Below are 14,086 nucleotides of genomic sequence, written 5' to 3'. Positions count from 1 at the left end.
TGGTGGATGATGGATTAGGCGCGGTGGGGTTCCTGTTCGTGCTCGCGCTCCGTCTCCGACTCTGTCTGGCCACTCTCTCCCCTCGTCTCACCCTCATCTGTCGCCAACGCGTGCAACTTCGCCCGCACCGGACCCGCGAGTTCGTACGACCGCACGTCCGTTCGATCGAGAATCGACTCCGTCCGCAGTTCCGAAAGCAGGCTCTGGACCGCCACCGTCGACCGGTCGACCCTGCTCGCGATCTGTTCCGTCTCGAGTGCCCCTTCGCGCGCGAGCACCTCCAGCACGTGGGCGGCGGTTTCGACGGTGCAGCGCGAACCCTCGCTGGCACGGTGGAGCCGGTCGCCGATCCAGGTAGTCTCGAAGAGAGTGACGACATCGCGCAGATCGTACTCGTCCTGATCGTTGGCGACGATGAAGCGAGTGTGGGCGTTGTCACTGGCGTCGCCCTCCGCCTCGTCCTCGCCGTCGACGGTCACGTAGCCGAGTTCGACCGGCGTGCCGCCCGCCTGCACGATTGTGTCAGTCGACGACTCCGCTTCAGCGGCGGCGTCGGTGTCTGAATCAGCAGCGATACCGTCAGAAGCAGCCCCAGCAGCAGTCGCGTCGCGCTCTAGCGCTCGTACTCGCGACCGCAACCGATCCCGCTGGGACCGCAAACTCGCGACCGTCTCCGAACGCGACTCGAGTGTCCCCTCGAGCGACTCGATGCGTTCCTCGCGGGACTCGAGTTGCTCGCGTAGCTCGTCGCGCTCGGTCTCCAGCGCATCTCGCTCGTCCGCCAGTTCGTCCCGTTCATCCTCCAGTTCGACCACCTCCTCGTGCAGCCGCCGCAACTCCTCATCGCTTCCGCCGCCGAGCTGCGTCTGCACCGTACTCCGACCGCTCAGCGCGTCGGCCATCTGCTTTGCCGCACTCGAAACGTCGCGGGCCGACTCGAGTTCGTCCTCCAACGTCTCGATTCGTTTCTCCTTCTTCTCGAGTTCGGTCTCGAGTTCGTGGATGCGGTCCTGTTCGCGGTCCTTGCGCTCCGAGATATCCTGTAAGTCGCCGACGAGCGCGTCGGAGACGGACTTGAGTTCGGGGCGCTCGAAGTCGTCGAGTCCGGGTGTCGCACCGGCGTCGAAGGTGCGTTTGCGGCGGAACTGAACCTTGCGGACATCGATATCGGTCCAGTCGGTCTGGACGAACGCCTGGCCGTCGTCGAGGTCGGAGACCATCTCCGAGTACTCGGTGTCGATAATCCGGCCGACGACCTTGGTGTCGTTGTCCCAGGTCAAGCGGTGCCAGACGAGCCAGTTCGCCTGCGTGATGAAGTCCTTCTTGACGTCGGCGGGGCGCTGGCTGATGCCGAGGATGCCGAGGCCGTGTTTGCGCCCGCGCTTGCTGATCTTGATCAGGAGGTTGCCGGTCTCGCCGACGCCGCCGCCCTCGGGGATGTACTCGTGGACCTCCTCGACCACGAGGAGGAACGGCTTCTTGAGTTTCTTTTCCTTGACGAACAGCTGGCGTGCGATCTTGCGCAACAGCTCGTTTGCAACGTCCTCGTCCAGATAGCCCGAAACGTCGAGAATGACGGGGACGTTCTCCTCCAAGGCGAGGGTCGCCATTTGTTCGGCGTGTTCGGGCCCGATCTGGATGTCACACTCCTCGTCGGCTCCGGCGTGGAGCATCTCGTACTCCTCCTTGAGGCCGTAGTACTCCCCGTCGGTGTCGACGATGAGGAGAGGGAAGCCAGCCTCGAGCAGTTCCTCCGCGATGACGGAGGCGGTGTTCGACTTCCCGGACCCGGACTTGCCGGTGACGAACCCGCGGCCGGTCAGCAGTTCGACGACCGGCAGGTGTAGATCCGTGCCGTCGGCCGTTTCGCCCACGAGCACCTCGCGTTGCTCGCTCACCGCCATCCCACCCCGACTGCGCGCGACTCGGTCATTATCAGTACAGTCCGAACACGCGACCTTGAATATTGGCCTCTCCGTGACAGTCCGTCTGGACGACCGATTCTCGCCACGCTGGCACCCCGAATCGTGGTGTGTTCATACACAACACACCTGAGAAAGGATTATGTCACTGCCGCTCAACGTATCGATCGTTCCGATGATCCCGACCACGCCACCGTGCACTCGCCATCCGGCAGCCGTCGCTGTCGGCAAGGCAGTGCTTGCGTCCATCTCCAGTGTCTATCTCACTGGAAATGGATCTCTTGGTGGTCGTGGACGGGACCGCTGACGGCACCACGCCGTCGATTCGACCCCGTCCGCACCGCGCACGTGTTCGCCGGTCGGGGTCGCCGCGACTGTTTCTGTGTCTCCTTGGATGGAGACCGTCGGTCTCCGTGACGCCGACCAGCGACACTGCGCGGGGCACACCGCTCCCGCAGCATACTGGGCTAGCACCGATCGTCGCAGGGACTCGGCAGCGACGATCCAACTCGAGTTCGACTCTCGACGGGAGCCTCATGAACAGTACCCAGACTGCAGTCGTGGCAACGCTCACCGTTCGCGTGCCGATCAACGCGGCCGGCAGCCTCGCCGACGGCGCAACTGCCGTCGTCGAGCGAATCGACGCCGTCGACCGACTCGAAGAGGCGACCGTTCGGGGACTCAATCCGGCGCTGAACGAGACGACGGTCGACCTCCGTGTTCGCCTCGTCCTGGCACCGACGCCCGTCGACGAGCGTCCCGACGCCACAACCGTGCGAACCGAACTCGAAGATGGCGTTGGTATCAAAGCAGTCGAAGACGTGCGGACGGAAATCGTCGAGACGGCAGACGCGGATAGACCGCCAACACAGACCGCTTCGGTGGTTGATTAGCCGTCAGTGGCGGTGTCCGAGCCGCCAGCGGTATCGCTATCGACAGCAGCATCAGACTCTCCACTGCCATCGTCGGCAGAACGATCTCCGCCGCCAGCATCGACATCCCGCTCGACAGTCTCCTCACGCACCGTCATCCCCTTTCGGCCGAGATGCTGCAACTGCCGCCGAGCGAAATCTTCCTCGCGCGTCCCGCGCGTCGCGAGCACGTAGACGAGCGCGCCACCTGCCGGCCGCATCGTCCGCCCCGCGCGTTGCGTTCCCTGCCGGCGTGAGCCGCCCAGTCCGGAGGCGACAATCGCCAGATCCGCCGTCGGCAAGTCGATCCCCTCGTCACCCACGCGCGAAACGATCAGCAGGTCGCGCTCGTCGCGACGGAACTCCTCGAGTAGCCGCCGGCGTTCGTGGTGGGGAGTCTCCCCACTGAGGAAGGGGACGTCGAGCGCGTCGGCGAGGTCGCGGCCCTGGTCGAGGTAGTCAACGAAGACGAGCGCCTTCGAGTCGGCGTGTGCCGACAGGAGATACCGCACTTCGTCGACCTTCCCGCGATTTCGGGCGGCGATCCGGTATCTCTCGCGGCCGTCGGCGGAGGCGTAGGCGTTCGACTGCTCGTCGTCCCCCCACGGCACGTAGCGGATCTCGAGTTCCGGTTCGGCGACGAAGCCGGCCTCGAACAGGGCCTGCCAGTCGGTGCCGATCGGCGGCCCGACGAGCGTGAAGATCTCGGTCTGGCGGTCGTCCTCCCGGATGGGGCTGGCCGAGAGGCCGAGTCGGTGCCGGGACTGCAGATGCGTACTCCGCCGGTAGACGTCCGAGGGCACGTGCTGACACTCGTCGAACACGACGAGACCCCACTCGCGGTCGTCGAACAGCGACCGGTGGCGGTCCATCCCCGCAATCTGGTAGGTCGCGATCGTGACGGGGCGGACGTTCTTCTGTCCGCCGTGGTACTGACCGATCTGGTGCGGCCCGAGCGAGGTGTACTCCTCGATGGCTTCGGCCCACTGGCGCGCGAGGTCGCGGCTCGGAACCAACACCAGTGTTTCGCCGCCAACGTGGGCCATCGCTCCCATCGCGGCTACTGTCTTCCCGCTTCCCGGCGGGCCGACGAAGACGCCCTCGCCGCCCTCTGCGAAGCGGTCGACCCACGTCTGCTGGTAGTCGCGCAGCGAGACACCGAGTTCGATGTCCAGTTGCTCACCGGATGCCAACTCGCGGTGGTCCTGTACCGGATAGCCCGCCTCGTAGAGAACCCGCTTGATCGCCGCCTCCGAACCCTCTCGGACCCAGTCCTCGGTCTCGGAGATAGGGGCGTGGACGTGTTCTTCGTCGAGTTTCTGGCGGGCGACGTTGCCCATCACTTCGGGACTCTTGGCCTCCAGTACGGTATAGCCCTCCTCGTGCGTCGTCAGGCGGAACTGGTGGGCCCGGTCCCACTGGCTCTCGACCCAGTCCTCGAGTGCCCCCGAGCGCTGGCCAAGCGCCTGGCGCATGGTTCGGGCGAGTTCGTCGAAGGAGTCGTGTGGGGCCTGCCAGACGTCCTCGGGCCTGACAACGTAGCGATAGCCCTCCTCGCCGTTGCCGTCCGCGAGGTGAGCGAACTGCGCGAGTTGAGCGCGGGTGAACTGATCGGGGCGGTCGACGATAATCTCCCGGCGCTTCGGGAAGACGACCACGCGCTCGCGATCGGTCAGGTCCTCGAGTTCGCTCGGATACCAGACGACGGGGTCGGTCGAGACGGAGAGACGCTCGAGTGCACCCTGCGCTGAGAGCGCGTCGAGTTCCTCGCTAATCGCCTCGTGGGGCCGGTCGAGCGCGCGGGCGACGGCGCCGGCGGTGAGGACGGGACGGCCGGCTTGCTGGCAGGCGTCGTGAAAGGACTCGAGTGAGAGCGACTGGCTGGTCGTCCCATCGGCTGGGGGTGACTCGCCGGTGCCCCCGTCGTCGGAGGAGGTGTTTGACGGGGTGTCGGAGGAGTCATCAGGGAGATGCTCGCCGCTTCGTGTCGCTGACGAACGTTCGTCGGTCACTGCAGGGCCGTAACGGTGGTGGGAGTAAACCGATTTCGCCTTGCCTCGCCTCGCCTCGCCTCGGATCGTCGAGTCGATGCCGTGAACGCACGCTGGTAGCAATCCGTGACAGTGCAACACTATATGCTTCGCGGCGTCGTATTTTCCCGCATGTTCCGTGCGATCCTCCCCGAGGGACAGATCATGTGCGAGGACTACGACCGAACGGACGACGGGCTCAGGTTGTACGACGGAGAGGGCGAGTTCATCGCGTTCGTCCCGTACGCGAACCTCCACGCGTTGCTCAACGAGGACGTCTACAACGAAAGCGAGCGGTCGATCATGTAACCGGCGACTGATCGATCGCATCGAGCTGTTCCCGGTAGCGGTTTCTGACGGTCACCACGGTCGTCTGCGCTGTGTCAGCGACCGCGCGCTGCGGGATGGTTTCGTCACAGAGCAAGCCGGCGGCGTAGATCGCTGCCGCGGCGAATCCGGTCGGTGACTTTCCGGAGTGGAGTCCCAGATCGGTCGTCTGGTCGATGATCTCGACCGCTCTGGTTTCGACCTCCTTGCTCACGTCGAGTTCCGAACAGAACCGCGGCACGAACTGGCGGGGGTTCGTCGGTTCGAGATTGATGTCGAGTTCGTCCGCGATGTAGCGGTAGGTGCGGCCGATCTCGCGCTGATCGACCCGCGAAACGGAGGTGACCTCCTCAAGACTGCGCGGAATGCCTTCCTTCCGGCAGGCGGTGTAGAGCGCACTGGTCGCGACGCCCTCGATAGAGCGCCCGCGAATGAGGTCCTGCTCGAGTGCCCGTCGGTAGATCACGCTCGCGGTCTCCTTGACCGGCTTCGGGACGCCGAGGGCGCTGACCATGCGATCGATCTCAGAGAGTGCGTACTTGAGGTTGCGTTCGCCCGCGTTCTTCGTGCGAATGCGTTCCTGCCAGACGCGCAGACGGTGGAGTTGGCCGTGCTTATCCGCCGACATTGAGTGGCCGTTTGCGTCCTTGTTGCGCCAGTCGATCGTTGTCGTCAGCCCCCGGTCGTGCATGGACTGCGTAAGGGGTGCACCGACGCGGGAGAGTTCGTCGTGTTCCTGGGCGTTGAACGCGCGCCACTCCGGACCGTAGTCGATGGGGTCCTCGGTCAGTACGAGCCCGCACTCACCACAGACGCGCTCGCCTCGATCCGGATCGTGTATGACGGTATCCGTTTCGCAGTCTGGACATAATCCAGGCTCCGATTCCTGGACCTCGCTTCTGGTGTGGTCGATGATGGACTGCGTCATCAGTAGTGGACGGAAGCCGTGCAGCCACTGTAAGGGGTTCACATGGTTTCGAGAGAAACCCCGACTTACTGCGTCTCACATCGTGTCCCGGCGACGGCAGGGGCGAGGATAAAGCCACTCCACGCACGCCGTCGCAGCGACCGGGCGACAGCGACGAAAACGGATCGCTGCCTGAGCAGCGAGGGTCCCCGCTCGGGTCGGGTCACTCATTGGCGATCCGGCGAGCACTCGAGTGTACAGACAGACCATCGGAACGGTACCAAGGTGAGAAACGGAGCCGAGACGCTTGCTCGCACGCGATCAGGTCTGCGAGTAAGACAACTGTTCTCCGTGTAAAGGTCGCTTTCGGGACCAAACCGTCAGGAGAATTTATGTCGCTCGAGCCAAACGTTTCGTAGCAGTGCTGTGTCGACGATCCGCATACCGACATCGTCCTGTGAATCGCCAGCGGCGTCGTAGCAACGGCCGTACGCTATCGGTACACGCGCCCAATCTCTCGATACTACCGGGGTCGCCGCGTGCCGTTGCGCACCGAAACACCCAGCAACAGCGACGCGACGGCCGCCGTGCGGGAAGTCTGTCCGTACCTACTTTGCAGCCGGTGCGAAACGTGGCCGTGCTTAAGAGTGTCTCTGTTGGTGTACAACTTGGTGTGTCAATCGTGACTGCGAATCGCCGTCTGAGCGTACAGGGGTCGCTGTCGGTTCGACAGCCTGGTGGTGGTTTCACCACCCAAAGCTGGCTCCCCGAAACCAGGGCTGTTCCGCCGGGTCGAACAGCCGGAGGGACACGATAATGTCCTCCGTCGATACCTCGCTTCCGGACGAACTCTCTTCTTCCGTAAGCGATACCGAGACCGATGATCAGCTGTCGAAAGACGTCATTTTCGAACTCCTGAAGAACCGCCGTCGCCGGGAAGTACTGACGTACTTACTCGAGGCCGACGAGACTGTCACCCTCGGCGAACTCGCCGAGCAAATCGCTGCCTGGGAGAACGATACCAGTGTCAACGCGTTGAGCTCTGATCAGCGAAAGCGCGTCTACGTCGCCCTCTACCAGACCCATCTCCCGAAGATGGACGATGCCGGAATCGTCGAGTACGATCAGGATCGTGGGCTGATCTCGCTGTCGGACAATGCCGACCTGCTGATGATGTATCTCGATACGGATGCACATCGACAGGACCGCTGGGACCGGTGGTATGCCGGCCTGAGCATTGTTGGCGGCGTCCTCATTGCTGCGGCACTACTCGGTGTCCCCGGACTCACTGCCCTCCCGACGCTCGCACTCGCGGGCGGTGTCGTACTCGCCTTTTTCGCGCTCTCGCTGGCTCACGCCGTGACGAACCGCGAGCACGAGCGGACTGTCGACGGGAAACTCTCGCGCATCGATTGACGGTTTCATCCACACGGCTGCCGCCGTGGGCTTTCGCCTCCTGATTCTGTCCGACGGCAGCGTTCAGTTCGACAATGAGCGTGCTGACTGTCACAACTGCTGATCTGTTCCGTCGACGGGTGTTCTCAGATTCGAACAGGATCAAGAAGGACTTTTATTCACCCCGCTCATAGCATGAGCTGGCTCCCGGCGACCGTCATCCAGTACCGGGACAGTTCGCGTGCCAGCTTGCTGTTCCACGCGCGGGAGCCATCTTCTCACGAGGTCGGTACGTCGGCGCTGTCTCTCTGTGACGGTGAGTTACAGCAAGAGCTGTATCGGTTGCCCGAACTGCACCGGCTCAACGAGCGCCATCAACTCACCGAACTGCATTCACTGAATCGAACTCGAGAGCGATGCGTCAGAGACGCCACGCTCACCCGTTACCGTTCCCGTTCAAAAAATACGCAAACCGCAGTTGAGCGCTGTTCGAACTGCTGTCGGCTATTTACTGGTTACGCGCGTTGTACTGCACGTCGACGGTTGCAGTCCCACACAGCGTGAAGTCGTCGATCGGCCCTTCGAACCAGTAGGCGTCGAGTTCGTCGTCGACGACGCCACGGACGAAACGGTCGTCGATGATATCATCATCGTCGATCGTCGCCGACTGGTAGTCCGACTTGACGACCGTTCCATCGATGCGGAACGAGTACGTGCTCGGTTCGTCGCTGTCACCGCCGTCGATGACGAGTGCGTGTGGCAGGAGTTCGGTCTCGCCGTACTCCGACGGGTCGATCTCCTCACCGTCGAGGAAGACCGCCGCCTCGCCGTCGGTAAACGTCACGTCCGTCAGCGCACCCGAGAAGCGGAACGTCTGCGTGGAGTCCGTCACCGAACTCTGGACTGTCGAACCGGAGACCGTGGTTGCTTGGTCGTCCGGATCCTCGTCTCCGTCGAACTCGATCGTGCCGTCGACCGTGATCTCGTAACTCGTTGGTGCGCCACGGCCCTCGATCTCGAGTACGTGCGGGAGATCCTCACCGTACTCGGACGGATCGACTTCCTCACCGTTGACGAAGACCGTTCCTGGCCCGTCGACGGTCAGCGTGAGCAGGTCACCGTCGAACCGGAAGGCGTCCTTCCAGTCGGCGACGACGCCGTATGCCACGCCGTCCTCGATACCCGCAGCCGCATCGATCGTCGCTCCCTCTGCCGTCGATGGCTCGACGTCGCCCTCGGCTTCGAACTCGTAGCGCGTGACATCCGAATCGTCACCCTCGACGAGCAGGAGGTTCTCGAGTGCGGGTTCATCGTCGTCCTCGTCCGCATCGTTGCCGTTCACTCCATCTCCCGTCTCGCTCGTCTCACCCGATGCGGCGTCGACGGCCGACGTCGGGGTCCCCTCGGGGACCGAGAGGTCGGGGGAACTCGAGACGTTCGAGCGATTGAGGCCGCCGCCCTGAACGCTGCCGCTGATTGCACCGCCGGACATCTGGGCGGTTGCGTTACCGCGCAGGATGATCGCGTGCGGGTAGCCCCCGCTTGCGAAGTGTGAATCCTCAATCGAGACGGTGCTGCCGGGCCAGACCCAGACTGGCCGGCCGCTGTCTTCGGTGTACCCACCCCAGCCGGGACCGTAATCGGTGTTGTCGTTGTACGCGACCGAGTCGACGATGGCGTCGTTGCCGCCGGCGACGCGGTAGGTGCTGACGCCGTTGTTCTTGCCGTAACAGTGTTCGAAGCGCGCGGAGCCGCCCGAAGCTGTGTTTGAACAGTAGAAGCCATTGTTTGGCCACCCCTGGACGTTGCAGTGGCGGAATGTGACGTCACAGGAGGCGTCGCGGTGGTAGAACACCGCGCCGGGTCCGTGGACGAAACTTTCGCCTTCCTTGGTCGACCCATCGCCGAGGTAGACGTTCTCGATCAGGACATCCCCACTCGGTGCCGTGATCGAGATCATGAACCCGTCCCCACGGTGGAGTCCCTCGAATCCAACGTTGCGGATTACGGAGTTGCCACCCTCGACGAGGAGGACGACGCTGTTTCCGTTGGTCAGGTCGATCAGTTTGTTCTCGAAGCTTTCACCCTGTCCGATACGGATGACCTGTCCGTTGGCGGTGATCGTCTCGTAGTCGTCACTGTTTGCCGCGCCGGCGGTTGCGCCGAACGCAGTCGCTGCAGTCGTTGCCCCGGCCAGTTTCATATACGAACGACGGTCGAGTAATCCACTATTACTCTCGGTCGTCGCGTTGTTCCCGGATGAACCGTCATCCGGTACCGAACGTTCACGTGCCATGTACTACGGGTAATACAGAACTACCGCAATAAACTTTCCCTTTCCCAGGATCTAAAATTTACAGACAGTAGCTATGATCTGATTATTCGTTCACAAAACTATCTATGTTCGCGACCGGAACGAGACCGTATACGGGTATCTCTGGCAAGTAATAGGCTATTACCCGAAATCGCCGTGAATCTAGCAGCAACATTTGACGGGTAAATCAGTATTACCCTCAAATCCTAACACGTTCTGCACAATCAACTACCGTCTCGGTCGCGCGACCGACACACCCCATTCAGACAGTAGACGAGGTGGAGGAAGCAACCACGGTGTGAGATTGATGTACTCATTTGGAGTCCGATACCTCAGCGAGAGGCCCAGCGCGTGCAGAGGACGGAGCCCAGCTCCCGGTATTGATCAGGGGCAGGACCGGGGTCAGGACCAGGTCCAAGTCCAGCGTCACGGGGAAACGACCCAGTCGCTCGTACAGCCGTGTGAAAATGGAACGCAAAAGTGGACCGCAGCGTCGGGAGGGCCGTCGGTCAGCGGTGTATCGATCGGCGGTCGACACCGGGCAGCTATCGACAGACGCCAGCCCGGAGCGACCCGCCGTGGAGGGTCGCCGTCAGCGGGTTCCAGACGGTGAGCCACTCACCTCATCCCACAGCGGGCGAGTGGTTCGGAATCGTCGGAACCGCGGGGCCGGCCATCGCCGCCACATCCCCTTGGCAGCGGTGGCCAACTACCTGTCGCGCGTTACTCGTTTTCGTCTCTCGTCTCAGTTGGCGTCGCCGGCAGCCGCTTCCTCAGCACTCGTCGGCGTTCCATCCGGAATGAACGCGGACGGATCGGTGCCAACGTCGTCACCGAGCTGAACCGTCGAACCAGCGTTTTCGCCAACGCCGGCCTGCTCGTCGTAGTCGGTGTCGGTCACGACGACATCGGTCGGGTTGCCGTTCGCACCGGCGTCGATCGCGACGTTCTGCCCGTTCATCTCGAGTTGGCAGTTGTCGACTTCGATCGTCCCGGGTGCCCAGGCCCAGATCCCACGGCCCTGGTAGCCCTCCTCGTTGATGTAGACACTCGAGTTCGTGACTTTGCTTCCCGCCGTCGCGAGACGGAAGTGGGAGACATAACAGTTCGCAGCGAAACAGCGGTCGATGTGGACCGTGCCGCCGCCGGCATTTCCGGGTGCGGACGCGTAGATTGCGTTGTCCGCGAAGCCCTGAATGTTGACGTTCTGGAAGTCGATGTGACCAGCGTGGTCGGGATCAACCCAGAAGGCGGTCTGACCGTGACCGCTGGAACTGCCGTTGCGGTCGTCGGAGCCATCACCGAGGTAGACGTTTTCGATGGTACTCGAGCCACCGGAGTCGGAGATACCGAACGTCGCGGAGCCGGAACCGGAGGTGTTCTCTCCGGTGAAGCCGACGTTCCGGACGGTCCAGTCCTCACCGTGTGCGGTGACGATGATGTCCTGACCGGTCGTCATGTCGATAAGCTTGTTCTCCCAGGTCTCACCGGAACCGATCGTAATCGTCTGGTTTTCGGCTTCGATGAGTTCGTAGTCCGTCTGGCCCGTTGCCGTACCGGCTACGCCAAGGGTCGTCGCTGCGGTTGCGACCGCTGCGATGGATTGGACGTAATTGCGGCGGGTTAAGCCTGAATTACGGCCGGTAGTCGGAGTATTCTCCGTATCGGACGGACGGGAATTCTGCGCCATACACTACCGTAACATCACCTTATACTCATAAACCTTTCCTTGGAGTTGGGAGTTAAATTTATAGATAGTATTACGAACAGTACTGTATCGATCACAATGAAAGACGATTCGCTCACGAAAATACGAACGAAAAACGGTACAAACGGTTCCCGTAATCCCCTGTTTCCGAATAAATAGCTGTTTAATCGAGGAGTGACGGCCGCTATCGGCTGTATTGGTGGCTGCTGTCGACTGCCGTTCGAATCGGGATGGGCAATCGTTTATCGCCGAAACGGTCGGTCCAGTTCCTGGTTACCCACACCACATCGGATCAATATGGGAACTCTCTCACTCGAGACGCGAGTGAATGGTGATTACAGACGACAGTGAATCGAAGACGAGAGTGTCAGCCGCTCCAACGCGACCTATGCTGGCGCGTCGCTCCCGCCCGATGCGTCCACGGCGTACATCTCGAACTCGCTGTTCGAGATTACTTTGTTCACGCCCGGCTGCTGTGAGGCGTCCTCGAGTGCGGCCTCACTGTAGTGCAGTTCCTGATAGACGTCAACCTCTCTGGTGACGTCGTACTCAGTGACGATGAAGTAGTAGTCGAGATCGTTGTAGGCGCCGGTGTAGTTCCCGGCCTCCCACAGTTCGGGATCGACCTCACCGCTTGCCGTGCCTGCGCCCGAGAGTGGCGCATCACGTTCGAGTCCGTACAGTCCGTGGTCGTACCGGAACGGATCGTAGCCGAGTCCGACGTGTGGGCGGTCCTCCGCGCCGTGGTCGAAGGCGGTTTCGTAGCCGCTGAACTTCTGGTCGGTCACGTGTTGGCCTGGGTTGTAGATGATCGGAGACGCGTACACCGTCATCAGCCCGAGAACGAGACACGCACCGAGTGCGACCGCAGCGATTGCGTTCGAACCCGGCATCGTGATGTATCGCGAAAGACCACCAATCGCGTGTGCGATGGCAATCGCCCCGAGGATGGTCAACAGGACGTAGATGAACCCGACCTGCCGGAACGCCATCGTCGGCGTCCCGACGAAGTAGACGAGGAAGATCCCGCCGAGCGGGACGAGTGCGAGCGCGAAGTAGGTGACGAGCGTCGACGTGTCGCGATCGGTAGTGGTCCAGCCGAGCCACATAACCAGCACGAAGAGACCGGCGGCGAGACCGATTACGGCGGCGTCAAGAAAGAGCAGGACGAACATTTCCCCGAGGCTGCCACCAATCTCCGTGAGCGAGCCACCGCGCTGGTCGACCGTCTCACCACCGCCGATATCGGCGGAGAACATACCGTAGACGAGTCCGGAGACGGCGCTCTGGAACCGTTCGTTCGTCACCGCCCAGAGTGTGAAGATCGCACCGAGGACGACCGCGTGCGTGTATGTCGTCGGGTGCTCAACGACGGGGTGGTCCTCGTAGCGCCAGCGAGCGAGGTACTGCAGGCCCGCAACCGTCCCGACGAGGACGACGACGTTGATCATCTGCTGTGGGTGGACGAGCAGGAGTACGATCCCCGAAAAGTAGATGAGCAGACTGAACGGCGAGAGGCCGAACGGCAACTGTTCGATCGTCGACCGGCGGTGTAAGTAGGCGACGAACGCGAAGATGACAACCGGCACCAGAAACAGCGCGTTCGAGTTCGTGTGTACGCCCATGTGCGTCGCGATGTTGTTGATCGGCAACACCATCCAGGAGACGATCGCGGCGACGCCAACCGCGAGTCCGTTGCCGGTCATATCCCGAACCACGAGCGGGACGAACACCAGGAACGGGATAAACAGGATGACGACACTGAGCAACAGTGCCCGTTCGATTGGAATGCCTGCGAGGAAGTGAATTACCGTCGCAATCGAGTGAACCCCCGGATAAAACAGCTCGTGGGGCTGTAACCCACCATCGACGATGTCCCGCGTCCAGCCGAGGTGTGTAAGCGCATCACCCATGCCGGAGAACCGATAGTCTCGGATCAACGGCAGGCTCACGATTGCCGTCACCGTCGTCGCACCGAGCGCGATCGCAACACCCTGCTGGCGGCCACGACAGACGAGTGCCAACACGACCGCAATCGCGAGCGCGATCGCGAACCCGATCCAGGTCGCAGTTGGCGTTCCCGCAAAGATCGACGGCTCGTACCCTGTCGCCGGGTTCGCGCGTGCGATGACGAGTCCAACGGCGAGAGCGAGAAAGCCGCCCGCGAACGTGGTGTTGAGAACCGATCTGTTCATCGTATCACACCCAGAACAGGTTGATGCCGCGTATCGATACGCATCTCTTGGCGTTCCCACACCGAATTGGCGGTTTGTTATACGGAACTTATCAACGACAGTGGGTAAGAGACGATCAGGTCCGCATATCGAGAATTGTACCGTGGGGAGAACCCGTGAGCGTACTCGGTTCAGACGCCGGGTACGACGCTCATACAGTCCTCTTGGCGACAGAGACACGCACAAAACCGAACGGCGAGAGCGCCACCAGCCGAACAGGACTGCCGATCGAACTGACACTGTACGACCTCGTTGTCCCAACCCAGAGGGTCGGCTATGCATCGATTTCACAGTTGGCGACCGATCAACGGTTCTGATGGTTTTTGTAGCCGCTCGTG

At 62.1% G+C, this 14,086-nt stretch carries 9 protein-coding genes; 3 read left to right on the top strand and 6 right to left on the bottom strand.

All coding sequences use genetic code 11. The annotated features are described in order from the left end of the window. Positions 1–14 precede the first annotated feature (14 nt). Positions 15–1,904: an ATP-binding protein gene (locus tag C483_RS16105; RefSeq protein WP_006654426.1), complete on the bottom strand. Its 1,890-nt coding sequence runs from the start codon at positions 1,902–1,904 to the stop codon at positions 15–17. Positions 1,905–2,458: 554 nt separating this feature from the next. Here C483_RS16105 and C483_RS16100 point away from each other — a divergent pair. Further along, positions 2,459–2,815, top strand: a complete 357-nt coding sequence (locus tag C483_RS16100) for a hypothetical protein (RefSeq protein WP_006654425.1) — start codon at positions 2,459–2,461, stop codon at positions 2,813–2,815. Here C483_RS16100 and C483_RS16095 read toward each other — a convergent pair. Then, on the bottom strand, positions 2,812–4,845 hold the full coding sequence (locus tag C483_RS16095) for a DEAD/DEAH box helicase (RefSeq protein WP_006654424.1): 2,034 nt from the start codon (positions 4,843–4,845) through the stop codon (positions 2,812–2,814). The genes C483_RS16100 and C483_RS16095 overlap by 4 nt on opposite strands. A 150-nt stretch (positions 4,846–4,995) precedes the next feature. Between C483_RS16095 and C483_RS20545 the strand changes: the two genes are divergently transcribed. After that, positions 4,996–5,172, top strand: a complete 177-nt coding sequence (locus C483_RS20545) for a hypothetical protein (protein WP_169331434.1) — start codon at positions 4,996–4,998, stop codon at positions 5,170–5,172. Here the strand turns inward: C483_RS20545 and C483_RS16090 are convergent. Then, positions 5,165–6,118, bottom strand: a complete 954-nt coding sequence (locus tag C483_RS16090; RefSeq protein ID WP_006654422.1) for a transcription initiation factor IIB — start codon at positions 6,116–6,118, stop codon at positions 5,165–5,167. The two genes, C483_RS20545 and C483_RS16090, sit on opposite strands and share 8 nt — an antisense overlap. Positions 6,119–6,913: 795 nt before the next feature. Here C483_RS16090 and C483_RS16085 point away from each other — a divergent pair. Further along, positions 6,914–7,513, top strand: a complete 600-nt coding sequence (locus tag C483_RS16085) for a DUF7344 domain-containing protein (protein WP_006654421.1) — start codon at positions 6,914–6,916, stop codon at positions 7,511–7,513. 487 nt (positions 7,514–8,000) lie between these two features. Here C483_RS16085 and C483_RS16080 read toward each other — a convergent pair whose 3' ends face one another. The 3 genes from C483_RS16080 to C483_RS16070 all read right to left on the bottom strand — a co-directional run bounded on the left by C483_RS16080 (position 8,001) and on the right by C483_RS16070 (position 13,709). Then, positions 8,001–9,695, bottom strand: a complete 1,695-nt coding sequence (locus C483_RS16080) for a hypothetical protein (RefSeq protein WP_006654420.1) — start codon at positions 9,693–9,695, stop codon at positions 8,001–8,003. Between the two features lie 856 nt (positions 9,696–10,551). After that, complete coding sequence (locus tag C483_RS16075) at positions 10,552–11,496, bottom strand: hypothetical protein (RefSeq protein WP_006654419.1); 945 nt, start codon at positions 11,494–11,496, stop codon at positions 10,552–10,554. A 404-nt stretch (positions 11,497–11,900) separates the two neighbouring features. After that, entirely contained in the window at positions 11,901–13,709 is a 1,809-nt protein-coding gene (locus tag C483_RS16070; protein WP_006654418.1) for a hypothetical protein, read from the bottom strand. Positions 13,710–14,086 lie beyond the last annotated feature (377 nt).

Source organism: Natrialba hulunbeirensis JCM 10989, from assembly GCF_000337575.1.
In the GTDB taxonomy this organism is placed as follows: Archaea; Halobacteriota; Halobacteria; order Halobacteriales; family Natrialbaceae; genus Natrialba; species Natrialba hulunbeirensis.
Note: the sequence above shows the minus strand (reverse complement) of the source record. Positions and strands in the feature narration are given on the sequence as shown.